The sequence below is a fragment of the Pseudomonas sp. NMS19W genome (assembly GCF_051554255.1).
In the GTDB taxonomy this organism is placed as follows: domain Bacteria; phylum Pseudomonadota; class Gammaproteobacteria; order Pseudomonadales; family Pseudomonadaceae; genus Aquipseudomonas; species Aquipseudomonas kribbensis.
In genome coordinates, this window is record NZ_CP136718.1 from 4,217,233 (window position 1) to 4,238,220 (window position 20,988).

Annotated in this window: 8 protein-coding genes; 4 read left to right on the forward strand and 4 right to left on the reverse strand. The window is 62.4% G+C overall.

Annotated features, from left to right (window positions below):
* Nucleotides 1-67: 67 nt before the first annotated feature.
* Together R1A29_RS19230 and R1A29_RS19235 are read right to left on the reverse strand one after the other, a co-directional pair.
* Entirely contained in the window at nucleotides 68-1,390 is a 1,323-nt protein-coding gene (locus R1A29_RS19230) for an ATP-binding protein (RefSeq protein ID WP_085710707.1), read from the reverse strand.
* Complete coding sequence (locus tag R1A29_RS19235) at nucleotides 1,390-2,070, reverse strand: response regulator (RefSeq protein WP_114884486.1); 681 nt, start codon at nucleotides 2,068-2,070, stop codon at nucleotides 1,390-1,392. The genes R1A29_RS19230 and R1A29_RS19235 overlap by 1 nt, the downstream gene beginning before the upstream one ends.
* A gap of 326 nt (nucleotides 2,071-2,396) precedes the next feature.
* On the opposite strand from R1A29_RS19235, the gene R1A29_RS19240 reads away from it, so the two are divergent.
* The 4 genes from R1A29_RS19240 to dsbG all read left to right on the forward strand — a co-directional run bounded on the left by R1A29_RS19240 (nucleotide 2,397) and on the right by dsbG (nucleotide 6,702).
* Complete coding sequence (locus tag R1A29_RS19240; protein WP_438299261.1) at nucleotides 2,397-3,080, forward strand: hypothetical protein; 684 nt, start codon at nucleotides 2,397-2,399, stop codon at nucleotides 3,078-3,080.
* A 267-nt stretch (nucleotides 3,081-3,347) separates the two neighbouring features.
* Complete coding sequence (gene dsbD / locus R1A29_RS19245; RefSeq protein ID WP_438299262.1) at nucleotides 3,348-5,081, forward strand: protein-disulfide reductase DsbD; 1,734 nt, start codon at nucleotides 3,348-3,350, stop codon at nucleotides 5,079-5,081.
* Nucleotides 5,081-5,956 (forward strand): TlpA disulfide reductase family protein, encoded by an 876-nt coding sequence (locus R1A29_RS19250; RefSeq protein WP_134827631.1) that lies wholly within the window; start codon nucleotides 5,081-5,083, stop codon nucleotides 5,954-5,956. Before dsbD ends, R1A29_RS19250 begins: the two co-directional genes overlap by 1 nt.
* Entirely contained in the window at nucleotides 5,932-6,702 is a 771-nt protein-coding gene (gene dsbG / locus R1A29_RS19255; RefSeq protein ID WP_248740231.1) for a thiol:disulfide interchange protein DsbG, read from the forward strand. The genes R1A29_RS19250 and dsbG overlap by 25 nt, the downstream gene beginning before the upstream one ends.
* A 53-nt stretch (nucleotides 6,703-6,755) precedes the next feature.
* On the opposite strand, the gene R1A29_RS19260 is transcribed toward dsbG, so the two are convergent.
* On the reverse strand, nucleotides 6,756-7,571 hold the full coding sequence (locus R1A29_RS19260; protein ID WP_438299264.1) for an alpha/beta fold hydrolase: 816 nt from the start codon (nucleotides 7,569-7,571) through the stop codon (nucleotides 6,756-6,758).
* A 149-nt stretch (nucleotides 7,572-7,720) separates the two neighbouring features.
* A complete protein-coding gene (locus R1A29_RS19265) occupies nucleotides 7,721-20,722 on the reverse strand; it encodes a non-ribosomal peptide synthetase (RefSeq protein WP_438299265.1) in 13,002 nt (4,333 codons plus the stop codon).
* Between the last annotated feature and the right edge of the window lie 266 nt (nucleotides 20,723-20,988).

Here is a 20,988-nt window from a genome sequence, read left to right on the forward strand (position 1 = left end):
TGGGGCGACAATAGCGGCGCAGCCGGAGAATGACCAATGGAGAGAGGTTACATTTGATGTGCCGGGCTCAGGCCGGTTGCAGCGGCATGGTCAGCTCGACCCGCAAGCCATCCGGGCGACTGTCGAAATGCAGGGTGCAGGCACAGCGCTGGACAATCGCCTGGACAATCGCCAGCCCCAGCCCGCAACCGGTGCTCTGGCCGTTGCGCCAGAAGCGTTGGGTCAAATGTTGCAGATCGTCCGGTGCAATCCCCGGCCCATGATCGCGAACGACGAAGCGCACGCGGTTGCCGATGGTTTCCAGGCTCAGTTCCACGGCGCCTTCCGTCGGGGTATGGCGCAGGGCGTTATCGAGCAGATTGCGCAAGGCCGCGATCGACAGCACCGCCGGCATTTGCAGCGGTGCGCTGGACAGTTTTTCAGGCAGGTGCAGTTTGATTCTCTGACGTTCGTCGCTGGCAGAGTCCTGAATCGCCAGTCTTGCCACTTGCTCGGCGCTGCACTGCACGCCGTCGTCGAAGGACAGACTGCCCTCGACCCGGGCCAGCAACAGCAATTGCTCGAGGGTTCGGTGCAGGCGGTCGGCACCCTCCTCGGCCCGGGCCAGGGACTGATCGCGGGCGCTGCCGTCGGTCATGCGCGCCACTTGCAGGTGGGTCTTGATCGCCGTCAGTGGGCTGCGCAGTTCATGGGCGGCGTCACCGGTCAGGCGACGTTCGCGCTCGATGGTCTTGCCGATGCGCTGGAACAGTTGATTCTGGGTTTCCAGCAGCGGTTTCAGTTCGCTGGGGAATGACTGCAACTGCAACGGCTCGAGGGAGTCGGCGTTGCGGCGCATCAAGGCTTCGCGCAAGCGATTGAGCGGCGCCAGCCCCTGACCGATCCCCAGCCACAGCAGACACAGACAGCCGAGCAGCGCCACACCCACCGGCACCGAGGCCGCCAGCAGGATCGACATGTTCAAGGCTTCGCGCTCGATCACCCGGTCGGCGGTGGTGATCCGCACATCGCCCCGGGCCAGGGTGAAGGTCCGCCACGGTGCGCCGTCGATCATCTGGTCGTGGAAGCCCATTTTCTGCGCCTCCAGTGCCTGTTCCGGGTTGTTGTGGCTGCGGGCGAGGATTTCCCCGCGCAACGAGCTGACCTGGCAGGCCATGCCACCGGGAATGTTCAGTTGTTCGGCACTGAAATGGGTGCCCTCGCCCTTGCTCGGTATCGCCGGCAATTGCTCCAGCAGCCCGGCGACCATTCGCGCCGAGGCCACCAGTCGCTGGTCGAGTGAAAACATCATCTGGTTGCGCAAGTCGCTGAGCATCCAGGCGGCCGCCAGGGCCCAGATCAGCGCGAACGCGGCGCCGAGGGTCAGGCTCAGGCGCAGGCGCAGACTCATCACTTGTCAGGTTCTCCACCATCGGCCGGGCCCAGGCGATAACCGAGACCACGCACGGTTTCGACGATGCCTTTGCCCAGTTTGCTGCGCAGGTGATGGATGTGCACGTTGAGGGCGTTGCTCTCCAGTTCATCGCTGAAACCGTAGACGCTGTCCTTCAACTGCTCGGTGGACAGCACCCGGCCACGGTTGTGCAGCAGGGCTTGCAGCAGGGATTGTTCCCGGCGGGACAGGTCCACCGAACGGCCGGCCAGCGTGGTTTCACGGCTGCTCGGGTCGTAGGTCAGCGCGCCGTGCTCGATCAGGTTGACGCTACGCCCTGCCACGCGACGCAGCAGGGTTTGCAGACGGGCAAACAATTCACGCAGGTCGAACGGCTTGAGCAGATAATCGTCGGCGCCGGACTGCAGGCCGTCGACCCGGTCGGTGACCGAATCCCGTGCGGTGAGGATCAGTACGGGAATTTCCAGGCCTTGCTGGCGCAGCTGCTGCAACAGTTTTAGCCCATCTTCGTCCGGCAGACCGAGGTCGAGCACCATCACATCAAATTCGGCGACCTTGAGGATCGCCCGGGCCTTGGAGGCGGTGTTGACGTGTTCGACCGTCAAACCCTGGGCCGTCAGCCCGGCGACGATGCCGCTGGCGATCAACTCATCGTCTTCGCAAACCAGTACGTGCATTGGGGCGCTCCCTGAGCAAAAAAGCGAGTCAAACAGGTGAGGATTAAGATCAAATTATGACGATGGCGTCGATTCTCGCAAAGCGTATTCGCGCGAACGGACCGACCCTGAACTCCAGACAACATAAACAAATAATAAAAACTGTAAATAGCACCCACTAAAAACAACCACACCCGCTTTAACCTGAAACATACCAGTCAACCAGGCACCTTTTAAAAGCACGATATCAAACGCTACTATCCATCCACCAAACAAGCACTACAAACAAGCCCGATTACAATCATCTCAACACCCAACAATATCCAAACAACAAAGAGAGCACCCTTATGAAAAACTTCGTCACCGTCGACTGGCGCAATGGACCTGATCGTATTTTTTTCTTCTTCAAGGACACTGATACCTACTCCAGCTTCCATCTTGGAAACAATCACGTTGAAGAAGGCTACCCAACTTCCGTTGCTGGTCACTGGGGAGATTTCGGCCAGCACGTAAAAGACCTGAGGTTCGGATTCACTACCCCGAGCCCAGACTGGCATAGCGCCGGCGGAGGAGACATGGTCTGGTTCTTCTACCTTGACGGCGACACCCCGATGGCTTGCAAGTATTCCCAGATCAATTCAAAGGTCGTATTCAAAAAAAGTCTTTCAGATACCGACTGGTGGCCTCTAGGGAACTTTTTCAACAAAATCGTTGGTGTCATACTGGATGAAAAGGCGGACTCCAAGCACACTTACTGGATTTTCCTTAACGACGGGCACTACTTCCAATACAGCCCGAGAACCCCAAGGCCACCTAAAGTCAAACCATTCAAAGGCTCCGAATGGGAAGAACTTGAAAACTACAAGGACCGGATAATCACGACCGCCTTGAACGATTTTTCGATCTTCAACGCTTATTTCTACTTCTTCCTGACCAACAATGAATATTTGAGATTCGACGTTAAGAAAAGAATTGTAAACGGTCCTTTCCCGGTCCATGAAGGAACGTGGCCAGGATTGATTACAAAATGAACTCCCCGTGCATGGATGACAGGCAGGACGCGCCTTTGATGAACCGGTTGAGGGCTCGACTACTATTCTGGTAATCGCCGGTCGACACCGGACCGCAACCAACAACCTGGTCAGAGGTTGCCCCCTGAAAGAGTGCCGATTAGGCGGTTGGCCGATTAAGCTGACATTATGCCCCGAACGCCACAGCGACAAGGGTGCCGCGGTTAATCATCGGTTAATCGCCGCCGCCCATTGTGCTCATCACTTGCACAGGGACAAGGCTCCTCCATGCGTCATATTTTTTTGTTGTTTGCACTGTTGATTTCGGGTCTGGCCCAGGCAGGGAACGATCCTTTTGCGACAAAACCGGAATTTCTCCCGGTCGACAAGGCCTTCGTCCTGACGTCCGAACGTCTGGATTCCGGCGAAACCCAACTGTTCTGGCAGATCACCGACGGTTACTACCTGTATCAGAAACGCCTGAAATTCGACGGACTGGCGGCGGAAAACGCTCCGGCGCTGCCCGAAGGCGAATCCCACAGCGACGAGTATTTTGGTGAGCAACAGGTCTATCGTCAGGGCCTCGAACTGAAGATCCCGGCGACGGCCAAAGGCCAGATCAAGGTCAGTTATCAGGGCTGCGCCGATGCCGGCCTGTGCTACCCGCCGCAGACCCGGGTGATCGACCTCGGTGGCAACGCGGCCGCTGCGGCGACCGATGAGGCACAAGATCAAGCGCTGGCCAGCGGCCTGCAACAGCACTCGCTGGGCTGGAGCCTGCTGGTGTTCTTCGGTCTCGGCCTGCTGTTGGCCTTTGCGCCGTGTTCGTTGCCGATGCTGCCGATTCTGGCTGGCATGGTGGTTGGCAGCGGTGCCACGCCACGTCGTGGTTTCGCCCTGGCCAGCAGCTATGTGGTTTGCATGGCGCTGGTGTATGCGGCAATGGGCGTGATCGCCGCGCTGCTGGGGGCGAACCTTCAGGCCTGGCTGCAAAACCCGTGGCTGCTCGGAACGTTCGCGGCGGTGTTCGTGATTCTGGCGCTGCCGATGTTCGGCTTCTTTGAACTGCAATTGCCGGTGGCCGTGCGTGATCGGCTGGAGCACGCCTCGCGCAGTCGCAGCGGCGGCAGCCTGGTCGGTGCGGGTGTACTGGGCGCGTTGTCCGGCCTGCTCGTCGGCCCGTGCATGACCGCACCGCTGGCCGGTGCCCTGCTCTACATCGCGCAAAGCGGCAATGCCCTGCACGGCGGCTTGATCCTGTTTGCCCTCGGTATCGGCATCGGCATCCCGCTGTTGGTGCTGGTGACGGTCGGCAATCGTTTCCTGCCGAAACCCGGCGCGTGGATGAACCTGCTCAAGGGCGTGTTCGGCTTCCTGTTCCTGGGTACGGCGGTGTTGATGCTGCGTCCGGTGCTGGACTCTTCGCTGTGGCTCGCCCTGTGCGGCGCGCTGCTGCTGATCGCGGCCTACAGCGCCTGGAAACAGTCCGAAGGCTTCGGTCGGGTCGCCCAGTTGTTCGGAGCCAGCTCGCTGTTACTGGGACTGTGGGGCAGTTTATTGGTCGTGGGTGCAGCGGGCGGCAGCGATGATCCGTTCCAGCCGTTGCAGGTCTACAGCGCCGGACGCACCGGCACGGCGGCACCGAACGGTCATGAAGCATTCATCACGATCAAGGATCCAGCAGCCCTGCAACGCGAACTCGACACCGCCAAGGCTCAGGGCCAGTGGGTACTGCTCGATTACTACGCCGACTGGTGCACGTCGTGCAAAGTCATGGAGAAAAAGGTATTTGGCCAGGCGCGGGTGATGCAGGCCCTGAGCGATGTGCGTTTGCTGCGCCTCGACGTCACCGATGACAATGCCGCCAGCCGCGAGCTGCTCGGCCGCTACAAGGTGCCAGGGCCACCGAGTTTTGTGTGGATCGGCACCGACGGTGAAGAGCGCCGCAGCCAGCGCATCACCGGCGAGGTCGATGCCGACACCTTCCTGCAACGCTGGACCACCACCCGAGACGCCCGTTAATGCTGACCTTCACCCTCGGCACCTTTGCCATTGCGCTTAATCATCTGCTGCTGATCAGCGCCCTGGCGCTGGCGACCTTCGTCGGCTGGCGGGTGGCCAAACGCGGTGGCGATAACCCCGAGTCGGCGCTGTTCAGCCTGTTCTTGCTGGGCATGCTCGCGGCGCGCATCGCGTTTGTCGCCGTGTACTGGGGTCACTATCGCAACGATCCGTGGCAGATCATCGACCTGCGCGATGGCGGCTTTCTCGCCTGGCCGGGGGTGATCGTGCTGTTGCTGGCGGCGCTGTATCGCGGCTGGCGCCGGCCGGGTTTGCGTCGACCGCTGGGTTTCGGTGTGGCCAGCGGTGTGGCGTTCTGGGTGCTGGCGACCCTGTCGCTGAACATCTATGAGCAAGGCACACGCCTGCCGGACATCACCCTGCGCAACGCCGCCGGGGAAACCGTGAAACTCGCCGACTATCAGGGCGGCCCGCTGGTGATCAACCTGTGGGCCACCTGGTGCCCGCCATGCCGCCGGGAAATGCCAGTATTGGAAAACGCCCAGCAACAACGCCCGGATCTGACGTTCCTGTTCGTCAACCAGGCCGAAAGCATGCAAAGCGTCGCGACCTTCCTCGAAACCCAGGGCCTGAGCCTGAACAACGTTCTGTTCGACCGCAGCGGTCATCTGGGTCAGGCCGTGGGTTCCATGGCATTGCCGACTACGCTGTTCTATAGCCCCGACGGTCAATTGCTGGCCAGCCATCTGGGCGAGTTGTCGAACGCCAGCCTGGCCCGTGCCCTGGAAAACTTCGACACCCCGAATCCGACTACGAACGCCGCACCGGCCACCTCTGCAAGGAAACTGCCATGCCCCGCCTCCGCCACCTGCTGACGCTGTCTCTGGGCGCCGCCCTGCTGCACTTGCCGTCGGTGCAGGCCGCTGAAGAATTGCCTGACGCGATCAAGAAGATCGAAGCCAAGGGCGCCAAAATCGTCGGCCAGTTCGACGCCCCGGACGGACTGCGTGGTTACGCCGCGCAATACCAGAACCGTGGCATGGCGCTGTACCTGACGCCGGACGGCAAGCATGTGCTGCTGGGCAATCTGTACGACGCCGACGGCAACGACCTGAGCAGCGCACCGCTGCAAAAACTGGTGTACGCGCCGATGGCCAAGGAAGTCTGGGCCAAATTCGAGGCGAGCAACTGGATTCAGGACGGCAAAAAGGACGCACCGCGCACGGTGTATCTGTTCAGCGACCCGAACTGCCAGTACTGCAACATGTTCTGGGAACAGGCCCGCCCTTGGGTCAAGGCCGGCAAGGTGCAGTTGCGTCACATCATGGTCGGCATCATCCGCGAGGACAGTCCGGCCAAATCCGCTGCGCTGCTGGCGGCCAAGGACCCGGCCAAGGCCCTGGACGATCACGAGAAGGCCGGCAAGGCCAGCACCCTCAAGGCCATGAAGGATATTCCGGCCGCCGTGCAGACCAAACTCGCAGCGAACATGCAGTTGATGGAAGACCTGGAATTGCAGGCCACCCCGGCAATCTTCTACATGGACGACAAGGGTGAACTGCAACAACAGCAAGGCGCGCCGACGCCGGACAAGCTGGCGAAGATTCTCGGGCCGATGTAACGCCTGGTTTGCAGGCGCCTGAACGGGCGCCTGCTCGCGAAGAGAGATTCGCTCTAGCGGTTGCGCTCGTTCAGAAAAGTAAACAGAACCTCAGTGACAAACCCGGGATTCTCCAGATTGGAGATATGCCCCGCCTCCGGCACCAGCACACACGGGCAGCCGATCAGTTCGGCCATTTCCTGTGCTTCCGACGGTGGACGGGGTTTGTCCTGATCGCCGCAAACCACAAGCGTGGTGGCCGCATTCAGCTCGCCCAGACGCGGCAGCAGATCGTCGCGTCCAAAGGTGATGCGCCCCATCGGCACGATGCTTTGACGCAAGCGTTCGGCGGAATAGCCCGCGAGTTTTGCGCGAAAATCCTGATACAGCGCCGACTGCGGATCGATGCCCGGACGGAAGAAGATCGGCACCACGATATCCAGCAGTTGCTCGGAGATCCCGCCGCTTTCCTCGATCTGTTTGAACAGCGAGAAGTAATACTGGCGGGTCGGTTCCGGCTCGACGCCGACGTAGGTGTCCATCAACACCAGACCGTTGAGCCGCTGCGGTGCCGACAGCGCCAGACGCACGCCCCACATGCCGCCGACCGACAGCCCGACCAGCGTTACCCGGTCGATCTCCAGATGATCGAGCAAGGCCAGCGCCTGACGGGCGATGTCATCCAGTGATGTGGTGTTTTCAGGCAAGCGCCCGGATTCACCGTGACCCCACAAATCCAGCGCAATCACCCGATAGTGCGGCGACAACGCGGCAATCTGCGGTGCCCACATGGCCTGGTCCCACAGGTAACTGCCGGCCAGCAGCACCGCCGGGCCTGTGCCTTGATCAATGTAATGAAGCGCTTGTCCGTCAACCGTGAAAGAAGGCATCGACAACTCCCGTAACAAAGAAACTGGAGCCCGCAGACTGAGCGGGCCGGCCTCGGCAGTCAATGATATGAAAGGATTACTAAGCCCGACCTGCGACAACGGCTACAGAGAAAAACATGTGTTCTGTAGCCATTGTCGCAGGCTGTGTTTTACAGCCCCTCCAGCTCCGCCATCAGATCATTCAACCGATCCACTTTCTCCTCGGTAATGTCACTGGCCGCCAGCCCTTCGATGTACTCGGCCAGTTCCTCCACCGTGCTGCACTCGAACATCGCCCGCAGCGGCACATCCCGCTGAAGGGTTTTCTGCACCCGCGAGGCGATCTGCGTGGCGAGCAGCGAATGGCCGCCGAGTTCGAAGAAGTTGTCGCGTACCCCGACCTTCTCGACCTTCAGCACCTCGGCCCAGATATCGGCCAGGGTCTGCTCCAGTTCGCTGCGCGGTGCCAGGTAATCCTGGCTCTGCAACTGGCCGATCTCCAGCGCTGGCAAGGCCTTGCGGTCCAATTTGCCGTTGGCGTTGAGCGGCAACCGGTCGAGCCACAACCAGTGCAGCGGCACCATGTATTCCGGCAGTTCGGCGCGCAGGCGCTGCTTGATTCGTTCCAGTCGTTCACTCGGGTTCAGTGCGGAATCTGCGGCGACCAGGTAGCCAACCAGATGCTTGCCATTGACGCCTTCCTGCACGCCGACAGCGCCATCGCGAACTTCCGGTTGCTCGTGCAGACGCGCTTCGATTTCACCCAGCTCGATCCGGTAACCGCGAATCTTCACCTGATGGTCGACCCGGCCGACGTATTCCAGCACGCCGTCACTGCGGCGGCGTGCCAGGTCGCCAGTGCGATACAGACGCTCGCCCGGCGCACCGAACGGATTCGGCACGAACACCGGTGCGGTGCGCAATGGATCACTGACATAACCGCGGCCGACACCGGTGCCCGCCACGCACAACTCGCCCACTGCACCCAGCGGCACCAGATCCAGTGCGCCATCGAGCAGGTACAGCAAGTTGTTGTCGGTCGGCGTACCGATTGGCAGGTAACTGCCGCGAGTCGAGGCCATATCGACGCGGAAGAACGCCACGTCATCCGAGCACTCCGCCGGGCCATAGGCGTTGACCAGACCGATCTCCGGATAACGCAGCAGCCATTGGTGCGCCAGTTCCGGCGGCATTGCTTCACCGGTCGGCAGCATCCAACGCAGACCATCGAGGCTCAGGCGATCCGAAGCGAGCATGCCCTGAATCAGCGACGGTACGCTTTCCAGCACGGTGATGCCCTGCTGTTGCACATGCACCAGCAAACCTTGTGGATCGTGGGCGATGGTGTTCGGCACGATGTCCACCCGCGCACCGAACAACGGCGCAGCGAGGAACTGCCAGACCGAAATGTCGAAGCTTTGCGAAGCGGTCTGGGCGATCACATCGGCGTCGCTCAGGTTCAGGTACGGAACCTTGCTCAACTGGTTGTTGAGCATGCCGAGCTGCTCGACCATCACGCCTTTCGGCAACCCGGTGGAGCCCGAGGTGTAGATCACGTAGGCCAGGTTGTCCGGGCCGCTGAAGATGCCCGGATTCGCCGACGACACCGCGCCGGCCTGAATCTCTTCCCATACCAGCAAGCGTGGGCGATTGGCGCAGTTGAACTCATCCAGCAAGGTTTTCGCCTGTTCTCGGCAAGCCTCGGTGCACACCAGCACCGGCGTGCGGCTGAGTTCGATGATGCGTTGCAGTCGCTGGCTCGGCAGCCCCGGATCCAGCGGCAGGTAACCGGCACCGGCCTTGAAGCTGCCGATGATCATGCCCAGCAGATCCAGATTGCGCTCGCCCAGCAATGCCACCGGTTGATCCATCTGCACTCCGGCCGCGACCAGTGCATGGCCGAGTCGGTTTGCGTTGACGTTCAGTTGCTCGTAGCTCAACCGCTGATCGAGGCAACTGGCGGCAATGCGTTGCGGATGTTGCACAACCTGCGCTTCAAACAGTTCGACGTAGCTCTGTTCCAGCGGATAGTCGTGCTCACTCTGGTTGCAGCCGTGGAGCAGGAAATCCTGCTCCTCATGGCCCAGCAGCGGCAAGTCAGCCATGTCGCCATGGAAGCCGTCGACCAGCGCCAGCAACAGTCGTTTGAACTCGCCGAGCATGCGCTCGATGGTCGACTCGTCGAAATAACGCTGGTCGTAGGACAGGTGCAGACCGAGGTCGTCGCCCGGGTAGCAAACAGCAGTCAGCGGGAAGTTGGTGTGGGTACGGCCCGAATCCGAGGTCGCGTTGAGGCTCTGCGCACGGTCCAGTACCGAAACTTCCACCGGGGCGTTTTCGAACACGAACAGGCTGTCGAACAGCGGCTGGCCTTTCGGCAGTTCGCTCTGCTCCTGGATGTTCACCAGCGGCAGGTATTCGTACTCGCGCAGCTGCATGTTGCTGTCGAGCAGACCGCTCAGCCACTGACGCACGCTGGCACGCTGATCGTCCGCCGGGATCTGCACCCGCAGCGCGATGCTGTTGATGAACAGGCCGACGGTGCGTTGCATCTCCGGCATCTCCACCGGACGCCCGGCCACGGTCACGCCGAACAACACGTCGCGATCACCGCTCATGCGGCGCAGCACCAGCGCCCACGCCGCCTGGGCGAAGGTGTTGATGGTCAGTTGATGGGCCTGGGCCAGTTCGCGCAGACGGGCGCCGTCCTCGACATTCAGTCGGGTGTAGCGGTCGCCGACGATCATGCCGCCGCTTTCTCCGGCGTGTTCACGCAGGAACGGACGGTCGCTCGGGATCGGCGTGGTGCGCTCGAAACCTTGCAGGTTCTGCTGCCACCACTGACGCGCTTCGGCCAGGCTTTGGCGCTGCAGCCAGCCGATGTAATCGCGGTAGCGCGGCGGCACTGCCAATTGCGCTTCGCGACCTTCGCCGAGGGCGGTGTAGATCTCGAAGAAGTCGTTCATCAGCAGCGAGCGGCACCAGGCATCGATCAGGATGTGGTGGTTGCTCATCATGAACCAGTAACGCGCCGCGCCGACCTTGATCAGGCGCAGGTGGAACGGTGCCTGATTGAGCAGATCGAACCCGGTCTCGCGCTCGGCCTTGAGCAGCGCTTGCAGTTTCGGCTCCTGCTCGGCTTCGGCGATGGTGCTCCAGTCCAGATACTCGATCGGCGTGCGACCCGGCGTATGAATCACTTGCAGCATGTCTTCGCCGACGTTCCAGCAGAACGACGCACGCAGCGCTTCATGACGGGCGACCACAGCCTGCCACGCCTGGGCGAAACGCTCAGGGTCGAGTTCGCTGTTGATGCGATAACGATCCTGCATGTAGTACAGACCGGTGCCCGGTTCGAGCAAGGTGTGCAGCAGCATGCCTTCCTGCATCGGCGTCAGCGGGTACACGTCTTCGATGTGCGCCGCCGGCACCGGCAGTGCGTCGAGTTGCGCCTGGGTCAGTTTCGCCAGCGGGAAGTCCGACGGCGTCAGGCCGCCAGCGTCGTCTTGCAGGCAATGTTCGATCAGGCTCTGCAGCTCGCCGACATACGCATCGGCCAAGTCGTTGATAGTCTGGGTATCGTAGCGTTCGGCGCTGAAGGTCCAGCGCAGCAGCAGTTCCCCGCCGTACACCTGACTGTCGACGCTCAACTCGTTCGGCAACGGTGCGTGCGGATCGTGGGCCGCGCCGACCGCTTCATCCAGAGGACGGAACAACGCTTCGTTGCCGAAACTCTGGTCGAACTGGCCGAGGTAGTTGAAGGTGATCGGTGCGTTCGGCAATGCCGCCATGCTTTCGCGACTGGCGTCATCGGCCAGATAACGCAGCACGCCATAACCGAGGCCCTTATGCGGCACAGCACGCAGCTGTTCCTTGATCGCCTTGATTGAAGCGCCCTGCCCGGCGGCTTCTTCGATGTTATGCGGGGTCAGACGCAGCGGATAGGCGCTGGTGAACCAGCCAACGGTGCGGGTCAGGTCGATCTCGTCGAACAGGGTTTCGCGGCCGTGGCCTTCCAGTTGAATCAGCGCCGACGCTTGACCGCTCCAGCGGCACAGCACGCGGGCCAGTGCGGTCAGCAACAGGTCGTTGACCTGCGTGCGATAGGCGCTCGGGGCCTGTTGCAGCAGTTGTTTGGTTTTTTCTGCATCCAGACGCACGCTGACGGTTTGCGCGTGACGATTCTCGCGACCGCCCTCAGGACGTTCGCATGGCAAATCGGCAGTCGGGCCAGCCAGTTGCGCCTGCCACCAGCTCAGTTCTTCACGCAGGGACTCGCTGCCGGCGTAGGCCTGCAAGCGCGCCGACCAGTCCTTGAAGGCGCTGGTTTTCGCCGGCAGTTTCACCGACTGATCGGCGTCGAGCTGGCGATACACGGTTTGCAGATCATCGAGCAGAACGCGCCACGACACACCGTCCACCACCAGGTGATGAATCGCGATGAACAGCCGTTGCTGACCGTCCGGTCCATCGACCAGCACCGCACGCAGCAGTGGGCCTTGGGCAAGGTCGAGACTGCGCTGGGCGTCGGCGAACAGTGCGGCGCACTTGTCCATCGACGGTACGCGCACTTGCCACAGCACGGCGGCATCGGTGACCGGTTGATGGGTTGCTTGCCAGGTGCCGTTGGCCTCGGTGAAGCGCAGACGCAGGGCGTCATGCTGCTCGATCACGGCCAGCAACGCCTGTTCCAGACGATGCGGTTCAAGCACAACAGTCGGCTCCAGCAGCAATGCCTGGTTCCAGTGCTGACGCTCGGGAATCTCGGTGTCGAAGAACCAGTGCTGGATCGGGGTCAGACGCGATTCGCCAGTCACCAGACCTTGCTCGGCGGTCACGGTTTCACTGCGGCTGGCGACAGCCGCCAAGGTCTGCACAGTCTGATGCTGGAACAGATCACGAGGGCTGAAATGAATACCCTGCTGCCGTGCCCGGCTGACCACTTGAATCGAGAGGATCGAGTCGCCGCCCAGCTCGAAGAAGTTGTCGTTCAGACCAACCTGCTCGACATTGAGTACCTCGCACCAGATCTGCGCCAGGGTCTGCTCCAGCTCGTTGCTTGGCGCCACGTAATCCTGACGATTGAGCTCTGGATCCGGTGCCGGCAACGCGCGACGGTCGAGCTTGCCGTTGGCGGTCAGCGGCATGCTCGCCAGCAGGATCAGATGGGTCGGCACCATGTAGTCCGGCAATTGCGTCTTCAGGTGCGCCTTGAGGGCTTCGCGCAGTTCGGCTTGCTCGGCTTCGCTTCGCGAAGCGATCTCGGTCACGAGATAGCCGACCAGTTGCTTGCCGCTCGGCGCATCCAGCGCCAGCACCACCGCTTCACGGATCGAGTCGTGATCGAGCAGGCGGGTTTCGATCTCGCCCAGCTCGATCCGGAAACCACGGATTTTCACCTGATGGTCGATCCGCCCCAGATACTCCACCAAGCCATCGGCGCGCTGGCGCACCAGGTCGCCGGTGCGGTACATGCGCCCGCCATCGGCGGCAAACGGGTCAGCGACAAAACGCTCGGCGCTGATGCCGGCGCGGTCGTGATAACCCTGGGCCAGACCGGCGCCGCCGACGAACAACTCACCGGTCGCACCTTGCGGCACCAGTGCCAGATCAGCGTCGAGGATGTAGGCCACGCGATCACCGATCACGCTGCCGATCGGCACGCTACTGGCGCCCTCTTCCAACACTTCCGGCGCCAGACTGGCCAGCGGCATGACCACGGTTTCGGTCGGGCCATAAGCGTTGAAGAACAGGCTCGGTTTGAACGCCGCGCGAATCCGTTGCAGGTGCTCGCCGGTCAGCGCTTCGCCGCCGGTGATGATCATGCGCACCGGCAGGATGTCGTTTTGCGTGGCGAGGAACTGCGCCAACTGGCTGCCGTAGCTCGGGGTGAAGCCGAGAATATTGATGCGATGTTCGCGGATCAGGCCGCAGATTTCTTCCGCGTCCCACTGACCCTGCGCACGCAGCACCACCTGCGCGCCGCTGAGCAGCGGCACCAAAAGGCGCTCGGTGGCAGCGTCGAAGTTGATCGAATAGAAATGCAGCTCGCAGTCGTCCGGACGCATGCCGAAACGCTCGATCACCGCCTGGCAGTGCATGGCGATTTCACCGTGGGACACCACCACGCCTTTCGGCTTGCCGGTGGAACCCGAGGTGTAGATCAGGTACGCCTGATGCTGCGGCAGGCTGATGAACGGAAGTTCGGTGGCCGGGTAATCGGCCAGCGCGGCACTGTCGTCTTCCAGGCACCAGCGCGCCACGTTCGACGGCAGATCACCGAGGGCCTTGAACATCGCGCGGTCGCTGAGCAGCAGGCCTACGCGGCTGTCTTCGATCATGTAGTGCAGGCGATCGAGCGGGTACTCCGGGTCCAGCGGCACATAGGCGCCGCCGGCCTTGAGGATCGCCAGGAGGCCGACGACCATTTCCAGCGAACGCTCCAGCGCCAGACCGACCCGCACTTGCGGGCCAACGCCACGCTCGCGCAGGGCCCAGGCCAGGCGATTGGCGCGGGCATCGAGTTCGGCGTAGCTCAGGGTCTGCCCGGCGAAGGTCAGGGCCGGCGCATCTTTGCGCAACAGCGCCTGTTCGGCGAACAGGTGATGGATGCATTGATCGAGACGACGCTCGCCCGGCTCGACGCCAAGGCTATCGAGCAATTGCTGTTGTTCAGGCGCATCGAGCAACGGCAATTCGCTGAGACGTTTTTGCGGGTTGGCGATCAGCGCTTCCAGCAGGTTGCGCCAATGCCTGGCCATACGTGCGATGGTCGGTTCATCGAACAAGTCGGTGCTGTACGTCAGGCAGCAACCGAGGCGATGGTCGAGGTCGGTGACTTCCAGGTTGAGATCGAATTTGGTCGCCCGAGCATCGTTGGCCAGGTACTCGACGGTCATCCCGGCAAGCATGCGGCTTTGCTGGAACTCCCAGCGCTGCACGTTGCACATCACCTGAAACAGCGGGTTGTACGCGGCGCTGCGCGGTGGCTGCAAGGCCTCAACCAGATGATCAAACGGCAGGTCCTGATGGGACTGGCCTTCGATCACGGTATGGCGCACTTGCTCGAACAGTTCGCCGACCGACATCTGGCCGTCGAGCTGGCAGCGCAACACCTGGGTGTTGAGGAACGCACCGATCAGCCCTTCGCTTTCCGGACGGATACGGTTGGCCACCGGCGCACCGATACGTAGATCGGTCTGGCCGCTGTAGCGGTAAAGCAAGGTCGCGAGGGCAGCGGTCATGGTCATGAACAGGGTCAGACCGTTCTGCGCGTTGAACGCCCGGACCCGTGCGGCGAGATCATCGCTCAGATCGAAACGGAACAGCTCGCCCTGGTGGCTTTGCACCGGTGGACGCGGACGGTCGCCCGGCAATTCCAGCAGCGGATGTTCGCGGCCCAGTTGCGCGGTCCAGTAGTCGAGCTGACGCTGACGCTCGCCGGATTCCAGCCAGTGGCGCTGCCACACGCTGTAGTCGAGGTACTGCACCGGCAACGGTTCCAGCGGTGAATCGCGATCATCGACAAACGCTTCATACAGCGCGCTGAGTTCCCGGGCGAAGATGTCCATCGCCCAGCCTTCGGTGACGATGTGGTGCAGGGTCAGGACGAAGTAATGCTCGTGCTCGGCGGTCTTGACCAGGCAGGCGCGCAGCAGCGGGCCGGTCTCCAGATCGAACGGCAGGTGCGCTTCGTCGTCCGCCAGTTGCTGGACTTTCTGCTCGCGCACATCGGCGGCGAATTTCGAGAAATCCTTCCAGTCCATGCGCACGCCGGTCTCCGCATGCACCTGCTGACGGGCCACGCCGTCGATGCTCGGGAACGTGGTGCGCAGGGTTTCGTGGCGCAGGATCAACGCTTGCAGCGCCGACTCGAAACGCCCGACATCCAGCACACCCCGCAGGCGCGCCATGCCGCCGACGTTGTACGCCGGGCTGTCCGGTTCCATCTGCCAGAGGAACCACATGCGCTGCTGGGAATAGGACAGCGGCACCGGTTTGCTGCGGTCGACCTTGTCGATCGGTGGCTGTTTGTTGGTGCGGCCGCTGGCCTGGATCTGGCGGATCTGCTCGGCGAAATCCCCCAGTTCGCTGTGTTCGAATAAGGCACGCAGCGGCAGCTCGACGTCGCAGGCCTGACGGGTGCGGGAGATGATTTGCGTGGCCAGCAGCGAGTGACCACCAAGAGCGAAAAAGTCGTCGCGCAGGCCGACCTGTTTCAGGCCCAGCACTTCGCGCCAGATGGCAGCGATCTGTTGTTCCAGTTCGGTGACCGGCTCGACGTGTTCACGTACCTGCCATTGCGGCTCGGGCAAGGCACGGCGGTCGAGTTTGCCGCTCGGGCTCAGAGGCATTGCGTCGAGGCGCATCAGTTGTGCCGGGACCATGTATTCCGGCAGCTCGGCGGCCAGTGCGGTTTTCAGGCGAGCGGTTTGCGCGTCCTGATCTTCATGGGAATCGGTGGCGGTGAAGTAGCCGATCAATTGCGGACCGGCGACGGTTTCGCGCACCAGCACGGCAGCCTGAGCGACGCCGTCCTGAGCCAGCAGACGCGCTTCGATTTCCTCCGGCTCGACGCGGAAGCCGCGCAGTTTGACCTGCTGATCGAGACGGCCGAGGTATTCGATCACGCCATCGTGGTTCCAGCGCGCGCGGTCACCGGTACGGTACAGACGCGCGCCCTGCTCGCCCAGCGGATCGACCACGAAACGTTCGGCGGTCAGCGCCGGTCGACCGAGGTAACCACGGGCCAGGCCGATGCCGCTGATGCACAGCTCACCCGGCACACCGGCCGGCACCGGATTGAGATCGCTATCGAGCACGCGGCAGATCACATTGCCCAGCGGACGGCCAATCGGCGAACGCTCGCCATCGGCCACGCTGCAATGCCAGTGGGTGACGTTGATCGCGGTTTCGGTCGGGCCATAACGGTTGTGCAGTTGCACCGCCGGCAGTTGCGCCAAAACGCGGTTGCGCAGTTCCGCCGGCAGCGCTTCACCGCCGGAGAACACGCGACGCAGACTGGTGCACTCGGCGCTCAACGGTTCATCGATGAACAGCGAAAGCAGCGGCGGCACGAAGTGCAGCGTGGTCACGCCGTACTGTTGAACCAGCTGCGCGATGCGATGCGGATCGCGATGCTCGCCGGGGCCGGCGATCAGCAGACGCGCGCCAGTGATCAGCGGCCAGAAGCACTCCCACACCGACACGTCGAAACTGATCGGCGCCTTTTGCATCAGCACGTCGGTGTCGTTCAGGCGATAGGTGTTCTGCATCCATTGCAAACGTTCAGCCAGCGCCGCGTGGGTGTTGCCCACGCCTTTCGGCTGGCCGGTGGATCCCGAGGTGTAAATCACGTAGGCGAGGTTGTCGCCGTGCTGGTGCAGGCCCGGTGCCTGGCTCGGCCAGTTCTCCAGGTGCAGGGTGTCCATGGCAATGACGCTGACGCCTTCGCTGGCCGGCAAGCGATCGAGCAACGCAGTCTGGGTCAGCAGCAGTTCGACGCCGCTGTCGCTGAGCATGTAGGCCAGGCGTTCGGCCGGGTAATCCGGGTCCAGCGGCACGTAGGCGCCGCCGGCCTTGATGATCGCCAGCAAGCCGATCAACAGTTGCGGTGAACGCTCGGCGGCGATGGCCACGCACACGTCTGGGCCGACACCTTTGTCGCGCAGGTAATGAGCGAGACGGTTGGCCTGGGCGTGCAGTTCAGCGAAGTCGAGACTGCCGCCGTCCCATACCAGCGCGGTGCGATCAGGCGTCTGGCGCGCTTGTTCATTCAGCAATTCCGGCAGCCATTGTTGCGCCGGGGTGCACGGAGCGATGCTCCACGCGTTTTGCTGAGTGTGCTCGGTGGCGGTCAGCAGCGGCAGGTCACCGATGGCCTGCTCCGGACGTTCGCAGACAGCACGCAGCAAGTTGCTGAAATGCTCGGCCAGACGCTCGATGGTCGCAGCATCGAACAACTCATCGGCGTAGTCGAACGACAGCGTCAGGCGACCATTGCGGTCTTCTTCGCTGTGCAGTTGCAGATCGAACTTGGCCTCGCGGCTGTGCCACGGCAGTTCCTCGGCGAGCAGACCCGGCAGACGCTTCAGTGCGCTCAGATCGCGTTGCTGATGGTTGAACATGACCTGGAACAGACCCTGTTCGCGGGCCTGCGGGAAGACTTCGAGCAGTTGTTCGAACGGCAGATCCTGATTGGCCTGGGCACCGAGCGCAGCCTGACGGGTTTGCGCCAGCAACTCGGTGAACGGCAGACGCGAATCGACGTCGGCGCGCAGCACCTGAGTGTTGATGAAGAAGCCGATCAGGCCCTGGGTTTCCAGACGCGGACGGTTGGCGTTGGGCACACCGATGCGGATGTCACGCTGGCCGCTGTAGCGATGCAGCAAACTCTGGAACGCCGAGAGCAGCAGCATGAATGGCGTAGACTGATGGGCTTGAGCGGTCTGGCGAATGGCGTCGCTGAGGCTGATCCCCAGACGAACGCTGTGGCGTGCGGCGCTGTGCTTTTGCTTGGCGGAACGCGGATGGTCAGTCGCCAGTTCCAGCGTCGGATGCTCATCACCCAACTGCGCTTTCCAGTACGCCAGTTGTCGCTCGCCCTCGCCTTGCGCCAGCCATTGGCGCTGCCAGCTGCCGTAGTCGGCGTATTGGGTGGGCAGTGGCGCGAGTTCGGTGCGCTGACCTTGGGACGCGGCGGCGTACAGGCGCGAGAACTCGTCGATCAATACGCTCAGCGACCAGCCGTCGGCGATGATGTGGTGCAGGGTCACCAGCAACTGGTGATCTTCGTCTTCGAGGCGAACCAGCGTCACCCACAGCAGCGGGCCTTTTTCCAGATCGAACTGGGTCCGGGCTTCGTCTTCGCGGATCTGTTGTGCGCGGGCTTCACGCTCGCTGGCCGGCAGGTCGCTGATGTCGATCAGTTGCAGGTTGAACTCACCCGCCGGTTCGACCTGTTGCAACGCCACGCCGTCACGTTCGAAGAAACGCGTGCGCAGGGATTCATGGCGCCCGATCAGTTGCTGGAAACTGGCGCGTAGTGCGTCTTCGTCCAGTTCGCCACGCAGGCGCAGGGCACCGGGAATGTTGTAGGCGCTGCTGTGCGGATCGAGTTGCCAGGTGATCCACAGACGATTTTGCGCCAGGGATTGCGGCAGTGCTTCGATGCGCGACAGCGCGGTGATTTCACCCTGGGCGCTGCCGCCGTCCTGTTGCTGTTGTGCCACGGCGGCGGCGAACGCGGACAGGGTCGGCGCTTCGAACAGCAGACGCAGGTTCAGCTCCAGGCTCAGTTCTTCGCGGACCTTGGCAATCACTTGGGCGGCGGCAATCGAGTTGCCACCGAGCAGGAAGAAGTGATCGTCAACGTTGACTTGTTTGACGTTGAGCTGCTCGGCCCAGATCTGGCCGATCAGACCTTCCAGTTCAGACGCGGATGCGGTCGATTCCTGAACGGTATCAGCCGTGGCCATCGGGAACACCGCGTAGCTGTCGAGGCTGCCGTCAGCCAGACGATTGCGGCAGGCTGAACGTTGCAGCTTGCCGCTGGAGGTCTTCGGCAGCGCACCCGGGTTGAGCAACACCACCACGCTCGGTGCTTCCTGATACGCCTCGGACACGGCCTGGCGGATAGCTTTGATCAGTGCTTCGGGCGGCAGGATTTTCTGCACGCTGCGACTGATTTCCGCTGCGATGCCGATGCCTTCTTCGCCGTTCTGATTGACCGCGAACGCGGCGACGCGGCCCTTGCGCACCACCTCCACTTCGTTCTCGACCGTCTTCTCAAGATCCTGCGGATAGAGGTTGTGACCGCGCACGATCAGCATGTCTTTCAGGCGACCGGTGATGAACAGTTCGCCGTCGCGGATGAAGCCCAGGTCACCGGTGCGCAGCCAGGTCTGGCCGGCATGCTGCAAGAAGGTCTTGGCGCTGGCCTCGGGGTTGCGCCAGTAGCCGAGGGCGATGCTCGGGCCGGTTGCCCAGACTTCACCGACGGCGTTGTCGGCCAGTTCTTCAAGTGTGTTCGGCTCGACGATCAGCACCGCATGCTCGGGCTGGCTGATGCCGCAGCTCATGATCGTGCTGCCCTCGCCCGCTTCGGCACGGTTCTGTGCCAGGGCTTGATCGTCCACACGTAGCGCCGGAATGCCGTTGCCGCGCGGTGTGCCGGCGACGAACAGGGTCGCTTCGGCCAGGCCGTAGGACGCCATGAAGCTGCTTTCGCTGAAACCGCACGGGGTGAATTTCTCGGCGAAGCGCTCGAGGGTGTCGAGCCGGATCGGCTCGGAGCCGGAATAGGCCACGCGCCAACGGCTCAGGTCGAGACGTTCCAGCGCCGATTCACTGACCCGCTCGCTGCACAGTCGATAGGCAAAATCCGGCCCGCCGCTGATGGTGCCGCCGTATTGGCTGATCGCTTCAAGCCAGCGCAATGGCCGGCCGAGGAAGTACGCCGGCGACATCAGGATGCACGGCACACCGCTGAAGATCGGTTGCAGCAGACCGCCGATCAGGCCCATGTCGTGGTACAGCGGCAGCCAGCTGACGATCACGTCGTCGGGGTTCACGTCGATGCCGAAGCCGTGACGGATCAACAGTTCGTTGGCCACCAGGTTGCCGTGGCTGACCTGCACGCCTTTGGGCAGCGCGGTTGAGCCGGAGGTGTATTGCAGAAAGGCGATGTGGTCTTGCGGCAAGGTCGGTTCGACCCAGCGTTCGGCCAGCGCAGCGTCGAGGGTATCGACGCACAACAGCGGCGGCGCACCTTCGATTTGCTGCAAGGCATCGCGCAGGTCGGCGCTGGTCAACAACAGGCGCGGCTCGGCGTCGGCGATGATCGACAACAGACGCTCCTGATGGTGACGCTTGGCCGACTCCGGCGGATAGGCCGGCACCGCAATCACGCCCGCGTACAGGCAACCGAAAAATGCCGCGACGTAATCCGGGCCGCTCGGGAACAGCAGTACCGCGCGATCACCGAATCCGGCTTCGGCCTGCAAAGCCGCGGCAATGGTGCGGGCGCGCTGATCGAGTTCGCGGTAACTGAGCACCACAGCCTGTTCCTCGGTTTCAGCGAGAAAGCGCAAGGCCAGCCGGTCCGGCGTCAGGGCCGCGCGGCGCTGGAGGGCTTGGACCAGGGTGCTGGGGAGTTCGAACGCGTCGGTCATGAGGTTTCCTGCCTGAATTCGGCTTGCTGGTGGAATCGAGTTGGCTGCGGCATGCCCGTGCAAGGCATGCGGGACACGGTCTTCGCCGACCGTGCAAGGCATTGGAATGCGGTAGGTCCGGGACTGCGCACCCGGATCCATTCACCAATGAGAACGGATGACGTCTTGAAATAATTAGTCGGCAGGCTGGATCGCCAATGGGGCTGGGGACTTGGGTAACTGCGGCGGCGTGTCGCAGTTCTCAGATCGCACTGTTATGGATCATT